The following is a 17,194-nucleotide window of genomic DNA, read 5'->3' as shown; positions in this document are numbered from 1 at the left end:
ATGAGCGCAAAAGTCTGGCTGGTGGGTGCGGGTCCTGGCGACCCTGAATTGCTGACCCTCAAGGCGGTTCGAGCGTTGCGCGAAGCGGACGTGGTGCTGATCGACGATCTGGTCAATGAGGCGGTGCTGGAGCATTGCCCGAACGCGCGAATCATTCCTGTGGGTAAACGCGGTGGCTGTCGCTCCACGCCTCAAGCCTTCATTCATCGCCTGATGTTGCGTTATACCCGTCACGGCAAATGCGTGGTGCGGCTCAAGGGTGGTGATCCGTGCATCTTCGGGCGCGGCGGTGAGGAAGCGCAGTGGCTGCGTGAGCGTGGCGTCGAGGTTGAACTGGTCAATGGCATCACCGCTGGCCTTGCCGGTGCGACCCAATGCGATATTCCGCTGACGCTGAGGGGTGTCGCGCGTGGTGTGACACTGGTCACCGCGCACACCCAGGATGACAGCAGCCTGAACTGGCAGGCCCTGGCACAAGGGGGCACAACACTGGTGATTTATATGGGCGTGGCGAAACTCAGTGAAATTCGTGAGCAACTGCTGGCCGGCGGAATGGCTGCCGATACGCCTGTGGCGATGATCGAAAATGCTTCCCTGCCGCATCAACGGGAATGTCGGAGCGACTTGGCAGCCATGGAAAACGATGCCTGTGACTTCCAGCTCAAAAGCCCGGCGATCCTCGTGATCGGTGCTGTGGCGGCCTGCGATGAGATCAAAAGATCGCAACCTGCGGCAGCTCCTGCATTGGCTCGGTGTTTATCCTTGTAAGGATCAAAAGATCGCAGCCTGCGGCAGCTCCTACATGGATTTGGCATTTAGCCCTGTAGGAGCTGCCGCAGGCTGCGATCTTTTCGGAACACCGCCAAAACCTCGCTGAAACCCAAATCGCAGACAAAGAAAAGCCCGGCCTAAGCCGGGCTTTTCCAGAGCTGCGAGCTAATTACTTAGCGCTAGCTTCAACCTGCGCTTCTACGCGACGGTTTACAGCGCGACCAGCTTCAGTTTTGTTGTCAGCAACTGGGCGGGATTCGCCGTAGCCAACAGACTGAACGCGGGACGATTCAACACCGTACTGGTTGGTCAGAACTTGCTTAACGGCGTTTGCACGACGCTCGGACAGTTTCTGGTTGTAAGCGTCAGGACCGACGGAGTCAGTGTGACCTTCAACAGTAGTAGTGGTGGATGGGTACTGCTTCATGAAGTCAGCCAGGTTTTTGATGTCGCCGTAGCTGTTAGGCTTGACTACCGACTTGTCGAAGTCGAACTTCACGTCCAGCTCAACACGAACAACTTCAGCAACTGCTGGGCAGCCATCAGCGTCAACAGTTACGTTGGCTGGGGTGTCCGGGCACTTGTCAACGTTGTCGCAAACGCCATCGTTGTCGCTGTCAGCGCAGACTTCAGCTGGTGCTGGAACTGGAGCAGCAGCAGGCTTGGAGCCGCCACCGAAGTTCACACCGATACCGACGCTTGGAGCCCACTCGGTGTCGCCCTGGTCGATGTTGTATTGAGCTTCAACGCCAGCACGGGCGTAGAAGTTGTCGGTGAAGTACAGCTTGGCACCGCCGCCAACGTTGGCGAAGGTGGAACCGTTACGACCACCGGAACCGTTCTGACCGATGCTCTGGTCGGAGAAACCAGCCGATACGTATGGACGCAGCATGTCGCCCGGGTTGTTGAAGTGGTACAGAGCATCCAGAGCAGTGTTGGAGCCCTTGATGTTACGGCCATCTTCGGCACGTGCGTTGTGCACTTCGTCGTAGGCCAGACGCAGTTCAACGTCGTCGGTCAGGAAGTAACCGATCGAACCGCCGAACAGGTTGCCGTTGTTCTTGAAGTCACGAGCGCTATCGAACATTTCTTTCTTAGCGAAGCCTTCGATTTCAACTGCGCCTTGGCCTTGTGCCAGAGCGCCGAACGAAGTGGCAGCAATAAGAGAACCAATGGCCAAGCCCAAGGTGTTTTTCAGTTTCATCCGTTAAATCCCCATCTGGTGATTGTGAAGCAGTCCCGCAAACCGGGGGACAACTCGGCGGCAAGTCTATCAGAACTTGCCTACACGTAAGAGATATTTGCGCCGAACTAAGTTTCAGCAATGCCTGCAAATTTCTCACGCAATTTGTCTAGAGCGCGTTTGTAACGCATTTTTGTTGCACTCAAACCCATGTGCATTATGTCTGCGATCTCCTGAAATTCCAGCTCTGCGACAAATCGTAGCACCAGAATTTCTCGGTCGATCGGGTTCACATACACCAGCCAGCGATCAAGTCCGCCCTTTTCCTCGGGTTTCGGCATCTTTTCTTCAGATGCTTCCTCGAGGGGGTCCAGACTCAAAGCGTCCATCAAGCGACGCTTTCGCCGTTCTTTCCGATACTGCGTGATGCACTCGTTGTACGTGATGCTATATAGCCATGTCTTGAACTTCGATTTCCCCTCGAAGTTCTTCAGGCCGTACAGCACCTTCAACATCACTTCCTGACAGACATCGTCTGCATCACGATCGTTCCCAAGATACCGTGCACAAACGTTAAATAATGTTCGCTGGTAACGCCGCATCAGTTCTTCATAAGCGCGCGTTACGTGAAACAGCTCGGTATGCGAGCGCGCGACCAACTCCTCATCAGAGAGCTCGCGGGGGTCGTAGCGCGTGGAGAGCGATTGAGCTTTATTCAAAACAAGTCTGGCCGACAGTCAGGTCAATGTCCGCCGCAGTCCTTCAGGACATTTTGCGGCGGCATACATTAGCAGGATTTGCCGGGTTAGCGGCTACTCACATGCTGCTCCAAGAGAATCCGATTCGAGAGAGAGACTAGCTCACCCTCATCGGTCAGCACGGTGGTTTTAACCGTGCCGATCTCTTCGATCTGACCTTCGACCTCGCCAACTCGCACTTGTTGCCCAACCTGATACAACTCACGCACATAGATTCCCGCAAGAATCTGACCGGCAATTTCCCGGCTTCCCAACCCCATGGCCAGCGCAACCGCCAGACCAACGGTAATCAAGACGATCACGATCACATGGTTGAGCAGGTCAGTCTTGACCTCCAACTGGCTGATCGCAACCGAAATACTGATGATGATCACCAGGCCCTGGGCAATTCGCCCCAGACCCGCGGCGTAATCAAGCCCTACGCCTTCAGCCGCGCCACGCACCAGCCCATTGGCCAGTTGCGCCAGCAAGACCCCCACCAGCAGTACCAGCGCAGCACCGAATACTTTCGGCAAATACAGCGCCAACATGTCCAGCGTAGCCGAAACTCGCTCAAGTCCAAGAGATTCTGCGGCAGAAACCAGAAAAATCAGCAGAACAAACCAATACACGATTTTACCGATCAACGTCGAGATAGGCACCTGAAGGCCTGCTCGGGACAGCAATTTGGTCAACCCGGTGCCGCCCATCAGGCGATCGAGGCCCAGTTTGGCGAGCAATTTGGAGAGCAGTGTGTCCAGCAGTTTGGCCACGACAAAACCCAGCAGCAGCACAACCAGTGCGCCAAACAGGTTCGGAATGAAGTTTGCAACCTTGGTCCATAACGCAGTCATTGCAGTGACGAGGCTCTGAGTCCAGAGATCAAGTTCCATATTCAATCAGCCTTATCAGCAGTGCGAGCGGTAGGTTTACGAAGACGGGAAACCGGCGAGATATGGGCCGATCCGTTATTCAGGGCGATCATCAGCGCGGGCAACCAGCGGCCCAGCAGGCTGAACAGATCGCCGGCACCGACCTGGCGGTTGGCGGTTTTCAGCACGCGGCCCAGGCAGGCATCGTCGTCACGGCTGGACGGCGAAGCTTTGAGCATGTCACGCAAAGACTGTTCAAACGGATCGTGCATACGCACCTCTCGTGATATCTGTGAAAGACGCGGTCAAATTTGGTCGGGTCACATGACTCATCATCAGAACCAGCGCAAACGTCGGAATAGCCACCACTGCCCCAGCGCTACCGAGCCTGCCAGCAAGCAGGCGATCAGGAAGCCATAAGGGCTGGTGGAGAACGGAATACCGCCGACGTTGATGCCCAAAAGGCCGGTCAGAAAACTCATCGGCAAAAAGATCCCGGTGATGATCCCGAAGCGGTACATCGTGCGATTCATGCGCACGCTCAGACGCCGGTCTTCGGCCTCCAGGACCAGCCCCACGCGCTCTCGGGTCAATTCCAGTTCCTCGAGATAACGGGTCAGGCTGTTGTTCAATTCGTTCCAGTAATCGCCATCGTCTTCGACGAACCACGGTAGTTTTATCCGCGTCAGCTGACCGAAAATATCCCGCTGCGGTGCCAGAAAACGTTTCAGTGCGGCCGCCCTGCGACGGATCTGCAAAACGGCCCCATGCTCAGGTGTATACCGTTCGTCGGTATCCAGCTTTTCTTCTTCCTCATCGACGATTTCCGAGAGGCAGCTGACCAGATCCTGCACTTTGTTAGTCAGGTATTGCGCCATATAAAGAATGAGTTCGGAGGCGGTTTTCGGCCCTTTGCCTTCGGTCAGTTGCACCAGCAACTCATCGGTGGCGCGCAACGGCCGCAGACGCAGGGAGATCACGCGCTGGGCCGAACCGAAGATCCGCACCGAGACCATGTCTTCCGGCTCGGCACCTGGATTGAGGTTGATCCCGCGCAAAAACAGCAACAGCTCGGCGTCCGGCAGCGGCAAAAGGCGCGGCCGGGTGTTCTCTTCCAGCAACAAGTCGCAACTAAATTCACTCAGACCGCTGTATTTACGCAGCCAGGTCTGGGTTTGCGGATGACTGCGATCCCAGTGCAGCCACAGGCTTTCATGGGCCTGCAACTGCAAGTCATCGAGTTCAGTCCGGGCTATCGAACGCGCACCGCCTTTACCGTCCAGCACCAGGGCATGCACCAGCCCCCACTGCGCGTTTTCTTCCTCGAACGTCCTCACCCCTTTAATGAAACGCGCTTTATTCAGGCATCTTCAGCGGGCTTGGCGAAATGATCACGCCGTTGTTATCCGCATAAACATAGTGACCCGGGTGGAAGGTCACACCCGCGAAGGTCACGGCAATATTGAGTTCACCCACACCGCGCCGGTCGGTTTTCATCGGGTGACTGGCCAGGGCTTGAACCCCCAGATCGGTTTGCGCGATGATGTCCACGTCGCGAATGCAACCGTAGATCACCAGCCCTTCCCAACCGTTACTGGCGGCTTTCTCGGCCAGCAGGTCGCCCAACAGCGCGCGGCGCAGGGAACCGCCACCGTCGACCACCAGCACTTTACCGTTACCCTTGAGCGCTACTTGCTCCTTGACCAGCGAATTATCTTCGAAACATTTGATGGTCACGATTTCGCCGCCGAAAGAATCACGGCCACCGAAATTGCTGAACATCGGTTCCAGCACCTGCACCAGCTCCGGATAGGCATCGCACAGGTCAGGCGTGAGGTAATGGTTCATCGAGAAACTCCTGTAGGAAGGAAGACAATCGAGTAGGCAGCATACGCGGGCCAAGGCTGAACGGCCGCAAACGCGCAGAGCGAAACAGTCACCAAAAGTGACCAGAACCGCTTAATGCGTCATATCTTAGCCGCAAGCCGTTCAGAGCGAAATGCCCTTGTTAGAGCATCAGGTTCAAACGGCCGAGGCCAAATCCGGCTTTCCACCCAGCAAAGGCGTCTGTTGATCTGCCAGCCAACGCGCCACCAACGGCCAGACTTCAGTTTGCGCAGATTTGCTGACAAGCATTTCCACATGACCGAAATTATCGCCAAAGCCTTGCTCGCGGCCAAGGGTGATGAATTGCTTGTGCTCGGAGCCGACCTGATCGAACAGCTTGCGGCAGGCCCAGGTCGGGTCCTGATGATCGCCCGCGGCACTCACGGCCAACACCGGTAACTGAATCTCGGCCAAACCCGCCCACCAGTCCTTGTCGGCATCGCCAAAACGCCCGAACAGCCCGTACCAGCGCATGCTTTCCAGGGCCAGGCCAATCGGCTCGTCCTCCGGGCCGCGCTTGAGGCGTGAACCTGACAGTTGAGCAAACCGCTTGAGGATGAAGCGCCCGCTCCACTCCACCGGTGGAAACTTCAACGGCCAATAGGTACGGCTGACCTGCGTACCGAAGAACGCGGCAGACGCGACGACAGGCTCGCCGATGTATTCTCCACCCAGCGCCGCCGCCAGCGTAATGCCACCCAGCGAGTGACCGATCCAGTGTGGGACCTGGCCGCTTTGCTCGCGAACGAATGCGCCAATGGCCGGCAAATCGTAACGCGCGTAGTCGGCGACGCGGTTTTTGCGATAGTCCTGATTGCGCTGAGACAGCCCATGACCGCGCATTTCCGGAATCCACACATCGAACCCCAGACGCGTCAGATAAGCCCCCAACCCCAAACCTTTGGGAGAGAACCAGAAACGTCGATTGGAAAAGCTGCCGTGCAACAGAATCACCGGCACGCCACGCACCGTCGGCTCATCGGCCAGACCCAGGCGTGTCACAGCCAGTTCGACGGTGCCGTCGGGGCTGTTGCCGGGTTTCAAACGATAGACGTCTTCGCTCAGATCACCGCGCCGCTCGGCGCTGATCAGGGCGACAGGAAATAGGTTGCTGCTGCTTTGCATAATGCTCTTGCACAAAAAAGGGCGGCATCCAGAGGAGCCCGCCCTACTTGAATATCTAAAAGAGCCGGCCAGTGTTGGAGCGAGCCTGCTCGCGAAGGACGCCAGAACAACGCGTTTATCCAGCAAGTACGCGTTATCGTTTACGACCATCGCGAGCCGGCTCGCTCCCACAGAGAGCGGCCCGTCCACACCATCAGGCCGGAGCTTGACCTTCAGCCAGGAAGAACCAGGTTTCCAGCACGGAATCGGGGTTCAGCGAAACGCTTTCGATGCCCTGCTCCATCAGCCATTTGGCCAGATCAGGGTGGTCCGAAGGACCCTGACCGCAAATGCCGATGTACTTGCCGGCCTTGTTGCAGGCCTGAATAGCATTGGCCAGCAGCTTCTTGACCGCAGGATTACGCTCGTCGAACAGGTGCGCGATGATCCCGGAGTCACGGTCCAGGCCCAGGGTCAGCTGGGTCAGGTCGTTGGAACCGATGGAGAAGCCGTCGAAGAACTCGAGGAATTCTTCAGCGAGGATCGCGTTGGACGGCAGCTCGCACATCATGATGATGCGCAGACCATTCTCGCCGCGAGCCAGGCCATTTTCGGCCAACAGATCGATCACTTGGCTGGCTTCGCCGAGGGTACGAACGAACGGCACCATGATTTCAACGTTGGTCAGGCCCATCTCGTTGCGCACGCGCTTGAGGGCGCGGCACTCGAGCTCAAAGCAGTCGCGGAACGATTCGCTGATGTAACGCGAAGCGCCACGGAAGCCCAGCATCGGGTTTTCTTCTTCCGGCTCGTAGAGTTTGCCGCCGATCAGGTTCGCGTATTCGTTGGACTTGAAGTCCGACAGACGCACGATGACCTTTTTCGGGGTGAACGCAGCGGCCAGGGTGCTGATGCCTTCAACCAGTTTGTCGACATAGAAGTCAACAGGATCGTTGTAACCGGCAATGCGCTTGTCGACGCTGTCTTTGATTTCTTGTGGCAGGCCGTCGTAGTTCAACAGCGCTTTGGGGTGCACGCCGATCATGCGGTTGATGATGAATTCCAGACGGGCCAGGCCCACACCGGCGTTCGGCAGCTGCGCGAAGTCGAAGGCGCGGTCCGGGTTACCAACGTTCATCATGATCTTGAACGGCAGATCCGGCATGGCATCCACGGAGTTTTTCTTGATGTCGAAGCCCAGTTCGCCTTCGAAGATGTAACCGGTGTCGCCTTCAGCGCAGGAAACGGTCACGCCCTGGCCGTCTTTCAACAGCTGGGTAGCGTTGCCGCAACCGACCACGGCCGGGATACCCAGCTCACGGGCGATGATCGCCGCGTGGCAGGTACGACCACCACGGTTGGTAACGATGGCACTGGCACGCTTCATCACCGGTTCCCAGTCCGGGTCGGTCATGTCGGAAACCAGAACATCGCCCGGCTGGACTTTGTCCATCTCGGACACATCCTTGATGATCCGCACCTTGCCGGCGCCGATGCGCTGGCCGATAGCGCGACCTTCCACCAGCACAGTGCCGGTTTCTTTCAGCAGGTAACGTTCCATGACGTTGGCCTGGGTGCGGCTTTTCACGGTTTCCGGACGGGCCTGCACGATGTAGAGCTTGCCGTCGTCGCCGTCTTTGGCCCATTCGATGTCCATCGGGCACTTGTAGTGCTTCTCGATGATCATCGCTTGCTTGGCCAGCTCGCTGACTTCGGCGTCGCTCAGGCAGAAACGTGCACGATCGGCCTTGTCCACGTCGATGGTCTTGACCGATTTACCAGCCGTGGCCACTTCGCCGTAAATCATCTTGATGGCTTTGCTGCCCAGGTTGCGACGCAGGATGGCCGGACGACCGGCTTGCAGCGTGCCTTTGTGGACATAGAATTCATCCGGGTTCACCGCGCCTTGTACGACGGTTTCACCCAGGCCGTAAGCGCCGGTGATGAACACCACGTCACGGAAGCCCGATTCGGTATCGAGGGTGAACATCACGCCGGCAGTGCCGGTTTCGGAGCGGACCATGCGCTGCACACCGGCCGACAGGGCAACCAGCTTGTGGTCGAAGCCCTGGTGGACGCGGTAGGAAATCGCACGGTCGTTGAACAAGGAAGCGAACACCTCTTTGGCGGCGCGAATAACGTTTTCGACACCACGGATGTTCAGGAAGGTTTCCTGCTGGCCAGCAAAGGAAGCGTCCGGCAAGTCTTCGGCGGTAGCGGAAGAGCGCACGGCAACGGCCATGTCAGGGTTGCCGGCCGACAGCGTGGCGAACGCAGTGCGGATCTCGGCGTTGAGCTTCTCGGGGAATTCGGCTTCCATGATCCATTGACGGATCTGGGCGCCGGTTTTGGCCAGGGCGTTGACATCGTCGACATCCAGCGCGTCGAGGGCTGCGTGGATCTGATCGTTCAGACCGCTCAGTTCCAGGAAATCACGATACGCCTGAGCTGTCGTGGCGAAGCCACCGGGCACCGATACACCGGCACCTGCAAGGTTACTGATCATCTCGCCCAGGGATGCGTTCTTGCCCCCCACATGCTCTACATCATGGACGCCGAGCTTATCGAGGGAAACTACGTACTCTACCAAGGTGATCTCTCCACTAACTGTGTTGGAAAAGCTCAGAAGCCGGCGACTCGGGGGAGCATTTGCCGGCTGTATGGCCTGGACCTGGAAAATAAGTGAGAATGCTGGCCACTGGCGGCCGACAAATCGCGCCTACTATATCCAAGAATCGTTACTAGCTTAAGGCCCAAGGTGCAAATGAAACGATCTGCTTTCTTTATCTCCGATGGCACGGGCATTACGGCCGAAACCCTAGGTCAAAGCCTGTTGGCGCAGTTCGAAAACATTACCTTCAGCAAAATCACGCGGCCCTACATCGACAACGCGGATAAAGCGCGGGCCATGGTACAACAAATCAACAAAGCCGCCGAAAACGATGGTTTTCGTCCGATTATTTTCGACACCATTGTCAATCAGGACATTCGTGAGATCCTCGCGACCTCGAATGGTTTCATGATCGACATTTTCTCGACCTTCCTGGCGCCACTGGAACAGGAACTGACCGAGCATTCTTCCTACACCGTCGGCAAATCCCACTCCATCGGCGGCAACTCCAATTACATGGAGCGCATCGAGGCGGTGAACTTCGCCCTCGACAATGACGATGGCGCCCGCACCCACTATTACGACAAAGCTGACCTGATACTAGTGGGTGTGTCGCGCTGTGGTAAAACCCCGACGTGTTTGTACATGGCCATGCAATTCGGCATCCGCGCGGCCAATTACCCGTTGACCGAAGACGACATGGAGCGCCTGCAACTGCCAACCGCCCTGCGCGCCCATCATCACAAGCTGTTCGGCCTGACCATTGACCCGGACCGGCTTACAGCCATCCGCAATGAGCGCAAGCCCAACAGCCGCTATTCGAGCTACGCACAGTGCGAATTCGAAGTGCGCGAGGTGGAGAATCTGTTTCGCCGCGAGAACATTGCCCACATCAATTCCACGCATTTCTCCGTGGAAGAGATTTCGGCGAAGATTCTGGTGGAGAAAGGTGTGGAGCGGCGGTTCAAGTAGTTCTTCCGCGCCTGTCAGGCCGCCTTCGCGAGCAAGCCCGCTCCCACATTTGATCTTCAGCGAACACAGATTTTGTGTACGACAAAGATCCAATGTGGGAGCAGGCTTGCTCGCGAAGAACGATAACTCGATCTCCTAGATCACAAACAAATCCACAAACCGGTTCACCGGAGTCGCTTCAAGCGCAGCCTGGTCCTTGCACAACGCAAAAATCTCGGCACTGCGCTGAGCCGTGAAGCGCGTAGCCAGATTGGCTTTGAACTTGTCTTCCAGCAACGGAATACCATCGATGCGGCGACGGCGATGGCCGATCGGGTATTCCACCACCACGTTCTCGGTGCTGGAGCCGTCCTTGAAGAACACCTGCACCGCATTGGCGATGGAGCGTTTATCCGGCTCCAGGTATTCGCGGGTGAAACGCGGGTCTTCGACGATGACCATTTTGTCGCGCAGCACGTCGATGATCGGATGCACGGCGTGGAAATCGTCTTCATATTGCTCGGCCACCAGATTACCGAACACCAAGGGTACGGCGATCATGTACTGGATGCAGTGGTCGCGGTCCGCAGCGTTGGCCAGCGGGCCGACCTTGGAGATGATGCGGATCGCCGATTCGTGGGTGGTGATGACGATCTTGTCGATTTCGTGCAGGCGATTCCTGACCAAGGGGTGCAAGGTGACGGCGGCCTCGCAGGCAGTTTGCGCGTGAAACTCGGCGGGAAAGCTGATCTTGAACAGCACGTTTTCCATCACGTAGCTGCCGAACGGCCGGGAGAAGCTGAAGGCACGTTTGTCTTCAGGCTTGAGCGCCAGGTCGTTGTTGGAGTGGCTGAACAACACGTCGTAGAAACCCCATTGTTTGGCGGTCAGCACACCGGGAATACCCATCTCCCCACGCATCGCAATGTCCGCCAGACGCACGCCACGACTGGACGCATCCCCCGCTGCCCAGGATTTACGCGACCCGGCATTGGGTGCATGCCGGTAAGTGCGCAGCGCCTGGCCGTCGGCAAAGGCATGGGACAACGCCGACAGCAGTTGCTCGCGATTGGCGCCCATGAGCTTGGCGGCGACAGCGGTCGAGGCGACTTTCACCAGGATGACGTGATCGATACCGACACGATTGAAGGAATTTTCCAGCGCAATCACGCCTTGAATCTCATGCGCCATGATCATCACTTCCAACACCACACGAATGGTCAGCGGTGCATCGCCATTGGCCAGGCGTTTTTGCGACAGGTGGTCAGCCACCGCGAGAATGGCACCGAGGTTATCGGACGGATGACCCCATTCGGCGGCGAGCCAGGTGTCGTTGTAATCGAGCCAGCGAACGATGCAACCGATGTCCCACGCCGCTTTGACCGGATCGAGACGGTAACTGGTGCCCGGCACGCGAGCACCGAAGGGAACGACCGTGCCTTCGACGATGGGGCCCAGGTGTTTGGTGCATTCGGGAAAACGCAGGGCCAGCAGACCGCAGCCGAGGGTGTCCATCAGACAGTTGCGGGCGGTATCCAGCGCTTCCGGAGATTCGATTTTGAAGTTGAGGACGTAGTCAGCGATGTCCTGCAGGACCGTGTCGTAGTCGGGGCGGTTGTTCAGGTCGACGTTGGCGCTCATGTTCGATTCACTCGGTCAGTGGTTCGCTGATGGGACCTCGGTTCAGGATCAATCTTAGTTGGTGACGCCATTCTTGTTATTGAAATGCAGTCAACTGTGGGAGCGAGCCTGCTCGCGATGGCGGTGCGACTGGCAACATAGATGTTGAATGTTATGGCCTCATCGCGAGCAGGCTCGCTCCCACAGGGTTTTGTGCGTATGTCTGGATTGGGGTTAGAAAGAATCCCCCGGCACACGGACGTAACCTTCCATCAACACCCGCGCACTGCGGCTCATGATGGCTTTTTTCACAGTCCATTCACCGTTAACCTGGCTGGCCTCGGCCCCCACGCGCAAGGTGCCTGAGGGATGACCGAAGCGCACAGCGTTGCGTTCGATACCGCCTGCCGCCAGGTTGACCAACGTGCCGGAAATCGCCGCTGCCGTGCCGATGGCCACCGCTGCCGTGCCCATCATCGCGTGGTGCAGTTTGCCCATGGACAGCGCACGCACCAGCAGGTCGACGTCGGTTGCCGCAATCGCCTTGCCGCTGGACGCAATGTAATCCGCCGGTTTGGCGACGAACGCCACCTTCGGTGTGTGCTGACGCTTGGCCGCTTCGTCCAGATGCTGAATCAGCCCCATGCGCAGCGCGCCGTAAGCGCGGATGGTTTCGAACATCGCCAGGGCCTTCAGGTCGCCGTTGATCGCGCCCTGCAATTCGGTACCGGTGTAACCGATGTCTTCGGCATTGATGAAAATAGTCGGGATGCCAGCGTTGATCAGGGTCGCCTTGAGCGTACCGACGCCCGGCACTTCGAGGTCATCCACCAGATTGCCGGTGGGGAACATCGACCCCCCTTCACCCTCTTCTTCCGCCGCCGGGTCGATGAATTCGAGCTGCACTTCGGCCGCCGGAAAGGTCACCCCGTCGAGTTCGAAATCGCCGGTTTCCTGCACTTCACCGTTGGTGATCGGCACATGGGCGATGATGGTCTTGCCGATGTTGGCCTGCCATACGCGCACCTCTGCCACACCGTTATGCGGGATGCGGCTGGCGTCCACCAGGCCATTGCTGATGGCGAACGAACCGACCGCAGCCGAGAGGTTGCCGCAGTTGCCGCTCCAATCAACGAAAGGCTTGTCGATGGACACCTGACCGAACAGGTAATCGACGTCATGGTCGGCCTTGAGGCTTTTCGACAGGATTACGGTTTTGCTGGTGCTGGAGGTCGCACCGCCCATGCCGTCGATTTGCTTGTCGTAAGGGTCGGGGCTACCGATCACGCGCAGCAACAACGCATCGCGAGCCGGCCCTGGGATTTGTGCCGCTTCGGGCAGGTCTTTCAGGCTGAAGAACACGCCTTTGCTAGTGCCGCCGCGCATGTAGGTAGCAGGAATCTTGATCTGGGGTGTGTGAGCCATATAGATCCTTATCGGCCAGCGCGGGGCTTAACCCCCCGCGCGGCTCGTCGTGTTAAACGGCAACCGCCGATTCTTCAAGGAAGTCCTGAGCGAAACGCTGCAACACGCCGCCGGCCTCGTAGATCGACACTTCTTCAGCGGTGTCGAGGCGACAGGTCACCGGCACTTCGACGCGTTCGCCATTCTTGCGATTGATCACCAGCGTCAGCGTCGCACGCGGGGTGCGGTCGCCGATCACGTCGTAGGTTTCGCTGCCATCGATGGCCAGGGTGTGACGGTCGGTGCCCGGCTGGAACTCCAGCGGCAACACGCCCATGCCCACCAGGTTGGTGCGGTGGATGCGCTCGAAACCTTCAGCGGCGATCGCTTCCACACCCGCCAGACGCACACCTTTGGCTGCCCAGTCGCGGGACGAACCCTGGCCGTAGTCGGCACCGGCGATGATGATCAGCGGCTGCTTGCGCTCCATGTAGGTTTCGATGGCTTCCCACATGCGCATGACCTGGCCTTCCGGCTCGACCCGCGCCAGGGAACCCTGCTTGACCTTGCCGTTTTCCTGAACCATTTCGTTGAACAGTTTCGGGTTGGCGAACGTCGCGCGCTGCGCAGTCAAGTGGTCGCCGCGGTGGGTGGCGTAGGAGTTGAAGTCTTCTTCCGGCAGGCCCATTTTCGCCAGGTATTCACCGGCGGCGCTGTCGAGCATGATCGCGTTGGAAGGCGACAGGTGATCGGTGGTGATGTTGTCCGGCAGTACCGCCAGCGGGCGCATACCCTTGAGCGGACGAGCGCCGGCCAGCGCGCCTTCCCAATACGGCGGACGACGAATGTAGGTGCTCATTTCGCGCCAGTCATACAGCGGCGTGACCTTGGGACCGGTGTCTTCGTGGATCGCGAACATCGGGATGTACACCTGACGGAACTGCTCCGGTTTCACCGAGGCCTTGACCACCGCGTCGATTTCTTCGTCGCTCGGCCAGATGTCTTTCAGGCGGATTTCCTTGCCATTGACCACGCCCAGCACATCTTTTTCGATGTCGAAACGGATGGTGCCGGCGATGGCGTAAGCCACCACCAATGGCGGCGAAGCGAGGAACGCGTTCTTGGCGTACGGGTGAATCCGGCCGTCGAAGTTGCGGTTGCCTGACAGCACAGCGGTGGCGTACAGATCGCGGTCAATGATCTCTTGCTGAATCACCGGGTCAAGTGCGCCGGACATGCCGTTGCAGGTGGTGCAAGCGAACGCCACGACGCCGAAGCCGAGTTGCTCCAGTTCGGTGGTCAGGCCGGCTTCGTCCAGGTACAGCGCCACGGTTTTCGAACCCGGCGCCAGCGAGGATTTAACCCACGGCTTGCGGGTCAGCCCGAGCTTGTTGGCGTTGCGCGCCAGCAGGCCGGCGGCAATGACATTGCGTGGGTTGCTGGTGTTGGTGCAACTGGTGATGGCGGCGATGATCACCGCGCCATCCGGCATCTGGCCGGGCACGTCGTCCCACTGGCCGGAGATACCTTGGGCCGCGAGATCGGACGTGGCGACACGGGCGTGCGGGTTGCTCGGGCCGGCCATGTTGCGCACCACCGAGGACAAGTCGAAGCTCAGCCCGCGCTCGTACTGCGCATTCTTCAAGCTGTCAGCCCACAGGCCCGTGGTCTTGGCGTAGTTCTCGACCAACTGCACTTGCTCGTCTTCACGGCCGGTGAGTTTGAGGTAGTCGATGGTCTGCTGGTCGATGTAGAACATCGCGGCGGTGGCGCCGTATTCCGGGGCCATGTTGGAGATGGTCGCACGGTCGCCCAGGGTCAGCGCGGAGGCGCCTTCGCCGAAGAACTCCAGCCACGCGCCGACGACTTTTTGCTGACGCAGGAACTCGGTCAGCGCCAGCACCATGTCGGTGGCGGTGATGCCCGGTTGCAGCTTGCCCGTCAATTCGACGCCGACGCTTTCCGGCAGACGCATCCACGATGCGCGACCAAGCATCACGCTTTCCGCTTCCAGACCACCAACACCAATGGCGATCACGCCCAGCGCATCGACGTGCGGGGTGTGACTGTCGGTGCCGACGCAAGTATCGGGGAAGGCCACGCCATCGCGGACCTGAATCACCGGCGACATTTTCTCCAGGTTGATCTGGTGCATGATCCCGTTACCCGGCGGGATCACGTCGACGTTCTTGAAGGCTTTTTTGGTCCAGTTGATGAAGTGGAAACGGTCTTCGTTGCGACGGTCTTCAATGGCGCGGTTCTTCTCGAACGCTTCCGGGTCGAAGCCGCCGCGCTCAACGGCCAGGGAATGGTCGACGATCAACTGCGTCGGCACTACCGGGTTCACTTGCGCCGGGTCGCCGCCTTGCAGGGCGATGGCGTCACGCAGGCCGGCGAGGTCCACCAGGGCGGTCTGGCCAAGAATGTCGTGGCACACCACGCGGGCCGGGAACCATGGGAAATCGAGGTCGCGCTTGCGCTCGATGAATTGCTTCAGGGATTCAGTGAGCGTGGCCGGGTCGCAGCGACGCACGAGGTTTTCCGCCAGCACGCGAGAGGTGTACGGCAGGGTGTCATAGGCGCCAGGCGAAATGGCATCGACCGCCGCACGGACGTCGAAATAATCCAGATGGCTGCCGGGCAGCGGTTTGCGGAATTTTGTGTTCATCGTCAGGACTCGGTCACGGTGGTTTCAAAAGGTGGGCGCCTGGCACTGCTCCCGAAGTGAACACAACCCACTGTGGGAGCGAGCCTGCTCGCGATAGCGGTGTATCAGTCGACATTGATATTGAATGTCAGTCCGTCATCGCGAGCAGGCTCGCTCCCACAGGGTTTCCGGTTTCTTCAGTAGCCAGCGTCAGTGCCCCCCCGGTCAGCGTTGTTCGATTGGCACGAACTTGCGCTGTTCGACGCCGACGTATTCGGCGCTCGGGCGGATGATGCGGTTATTGGCGCGTTGTTCGAACACGTGTGCAGCCCAGCCGGTCAGGCGCGAGCAGACGAAGATTGGCGTGAACAACTTGGTCGGAATGCCCATGAAGTGGTACGTCGACGCATGGTAGAAGTCGGCGTTCGGGAACAGTTTCTTTTGTTCCCACATGGTCTTGTCGATGGCTTCGGAGACCGGGAACAGCACCGTGTCACCCACTTCGTCAGCGAGCTTTTTCGACCAGGCCTTGATGACCTCGTTGCGCGGATCGTTGTCCTTATAGATCGCGTGGCCGAAGCCCATGATCTTGTCCTTGCGCTCAAGCATACCGAGGGTGCCTTTGATCGCCTCTTCCGGCGACGAAAAGCGCTCGATCATTTCCATCGCCGCTTCGTTGGCGCCGCCATGCAGCGGGCCGCGCAGGGAGCCGATGGCCGCCGTGATGCAGGAATACAGATCCGACAGCGTCGAGGCGCACACCCGGGCGGTGAAGGTCGAGGCGTTGAACTCGTGTTCGGCGTAGAGGATCAGCGAAACGTTCATCACCTTGACGTGCAACTCGCTCGGTTTCTTATCGTGCAGCAGGTGCAGGAAATGGCCGCCGATGCAGGCTTCGTCGGTCACGCAATTGATGCGTTTGCCGTCGTGGCTGAAGCGATACCAGTAGCACATGATCGCCGGGAACGCGGCCAACAGGCGGTCGGTTTTGTCGTGCTGTTCGGAGAAGTCCTGCTCCGGCTCGATGTTGCCCAGGAATGAGCAACCGGTGCGCATCACGTCCATCGGATGAGCGTCGGCGGGGATGCGTTCCAGCACTTCTTTCAGCGCTTGCGGCAGGTCACGCAGCTTGCTCAGTTTTTGGGTATAGGCAGCGAGTTGTGCCTTGGTCGGCAGTTCGCCGTACAGCAGCAGGTAAGCCACTTCTTCGAATTGTGCGTCAGCCGCCAGTTCGCGAACGTCGTAGCCGCGATAGGTCAGACCTGCGCCCGACTGGCCCACGGTGGACAGTGCGGTTTGCCCGGCAACCTGGCCACGGAGCCCGGCGCCACTGAGTACTTTTGCTTCGGCCATTGCTGTCTCCAGTTTTTCTTGAATTTGTCAGGGAATCGGCAAATTGTGTTTCAT

General features: G+C 58.6%; 14 protein-coding genes. 2 read left to right on the top strand and 12 right to left on the bottom strand.

Going from position 1 to position 17,194, the window contains the following annotated elements; all coding sequences use genetic code 11:
- Entirely contained in the window at nt 1-768 is a 768-nt protein-coding gene (cobA, locus tag ACZ9IM_RS03825; RefSeq protein ID WP_008074090.1) for a uroporphyrinogen-III C-methyltransferase, read from the top strand.
- Nucleotides 769-940: 172 nt separating this feature from the next.
- On the opposite strand, the gene ACZ9IM_RS03820 is transcribed toward cobA, so the two are convergent.
- The 8 genes from ACZ9IM_RS03820 to ppsA all read right to left on the bottom strand — a co-directional run bounded on the left by ACZ9IM_RS03820 (nt 941) and on the right by ppsA (nt 9,144).
- Nucleotides 941-1,975, bottom strand: coding sequence for an OmpA family protein (locus ACZ9IM_RS03820; protein WP_427625520.1), 1,035 nt, complete (start codon nt 1,973-1,975; stop codon nt 941-943).
- Nucleotides 1,976-2,082: 107 nt separating this feature from the next.
- Entirely contained in the window at nt 2,083-2,673 is a 591-nt protein-coding gene (gene sigX, locus ACZ9IM_RS03815; protein ID WP_032830573.1) for an RNA polymerase sigma factor SigX, read from the bottom strand.
- Between the two features lie 86 nt (nt 2,674-2,759).
- Nucleotides 2,760-3,584 carry a mechanosensitive ion channel family protein gene (locus ACZ9IM_RS03810; RefSeq protein ID WP_007902078.1) on the bottom strand — a complete coding sequence of 275 codons (825 nt, stop codon included), beginning with the start codon at nt 3,582-3,584 and terminating at the stop codon, nt 2,760-2,762.
- 2 nt (nt 3,585-3,586) lie between these two features.
- Nucleotides 3,587-3,835 carry a hypothetical protein gene (locus ACZ9IM_RS03805; protein WP_007902080.1) on the bottom strand — a complete coding sequence of 83 codons (249 nt, stop codon included), beginning with the start codon at nt 3,833-3,835 and terminating at the stop codon, nt 3,587-3,589.
- Between the two features lie 63 nt (nt 3,836-3,898).
- Nucleotides 3,899-4,900, bottom strand: coding sequence for a zinc transporter ZntB (locus ACZ9IM_RS03800; RefSeq protein WP_476223404.1), 1,002 nt, complete (start codon nt 4,898-4,900; stop codon nt 3,899-3,901).
- 19 nt (nt 4,901-4,919) lie between these two features.
- A complete protein-coding gene (rraA, locus tag ACZ9IM_RS03795; protein WP_427625245.1) occupies nt 4,920-5,411 on the bottom strand; it encodes a ribonuclease E activity regulator RraA in 492 nt (163 codons plus the stop codon).
- Nucleotides 5,412-5,585: 174 nt separating this feature from the next.
- Complete coding sequence (locus tag ACZ9IM_RS03790; RefSeq protein ID WP_427625244.1) at nt 5,586-6,575, bottom strand: alpha/beta fold hydrolase; 990 nt, start codon at nt 6,573-6,575, stop codon at nt 5,586-5,588.
- A gap of 193 nt (nt 6,576-6,768) precedes the next feature.
- Nucleotides 6,769-9,144, bottom strand: coding sequence for a phosphoenolpyruvate synthase (gene ppsA, locus ACZ9IM_RS03785; RefSeq protein WP_427625242.1), 2,376 nt, complete (start codon nt 9,142-9,144; stop codon nt 6,769-6,771).
- Between the two features lie 174 nt (nt 9,145-9,318).
- Between ppsA and ppsR the strand changes: the two genes are divergently transcribed.
- Nucleotides 9,319-10,137 (top strand): posphoenolpyruvate synthetase regulatory kinase/phosphorylase PpsR, encoded by an 819-nt coding sequence (gene ppsR, locus ACZ9IM_RS03780; RefSeq protein ID WP_007902088.1) that lies wholly within the window; start codon nt 9,319-9,321, stop codon nt 10,135-10,137.
- A gap of 135 nt (nt 10,138-10,272) precedes the next feature.
- Here the strand turns inward: ppsR and prpD are convergent, their stop codons facing one another.
- From prpD to prpC, 4 genes are all read right to left on the bottom strand, one after another.
- Nucleotides 10,273-11,757 (bottom strand): 2-methylcitrate dehydratase, encoded by a 1,485-nt coding sequence (gene prpD / locus ACZ9IM_RS03775; RefSeq protein WP_476223403.1) that lies wholly within the window; start codon nt 11,755-11,757, stop codon nt 10,273-10,275.
- 213 nt (nt 11,758-11,970) lie between these two features.
- Nucleotides 11,971-13,161 carry a 2-methylaconitate cis-trans isomerase PrpF gene (gene prpF / locus ACZ9IM_RS03770; protein ID WP_427625239.1) on the bottom strand — a complete coding sequence of 397 codons (1,191 nt, stop codon included), beginning with the start codon at nt 13,159-13,161 and terminating at the stop codon, nt 11,971-11,973.
- A gap of 52 nt (nt 13,162-13,213) precedes the next feature.
- Nucleotides 13,214-15,808 carry a Fe/S-dependent 2-methylisocitrate dehydratase AcnD gene (acnD, locus tag ACZ9IM_RS03765; RefSeq protein ID WP_427625238.1) on the bottom strand — a complete coding sequence of 865 codons (2,595 nt, stop codon included), beginning with the start codon at nt 15,806-15,808 and terminating at the stop codon, nt 13,214-13,216.
- Between the two features lie 204 nt (nt 15,809-16,012).
- Nucleotides 16,013-17,140, bottom strand: coding sequence for a bifunctional 2-methylcitrate synthase/citrate synthase (gene prpC / locus ACZ9IM_RS03760; RefSeq protein ID WP_123496385.1), 1,128 nt, complete (start codon nt 17,138-17,140; stop codon nt 16,013-16,015).
- Between the last annotated feature and the right edge of the window lie 54 nt (nt 17,141-17,194).

Source organism: Pseudomonas sp. TE12508 (assembly GCF_056279485.1).
Note: the sequence above shows the minus strand (reverse complement) of the source record. Positions and strands in the feature narration are given on the sequence as shown.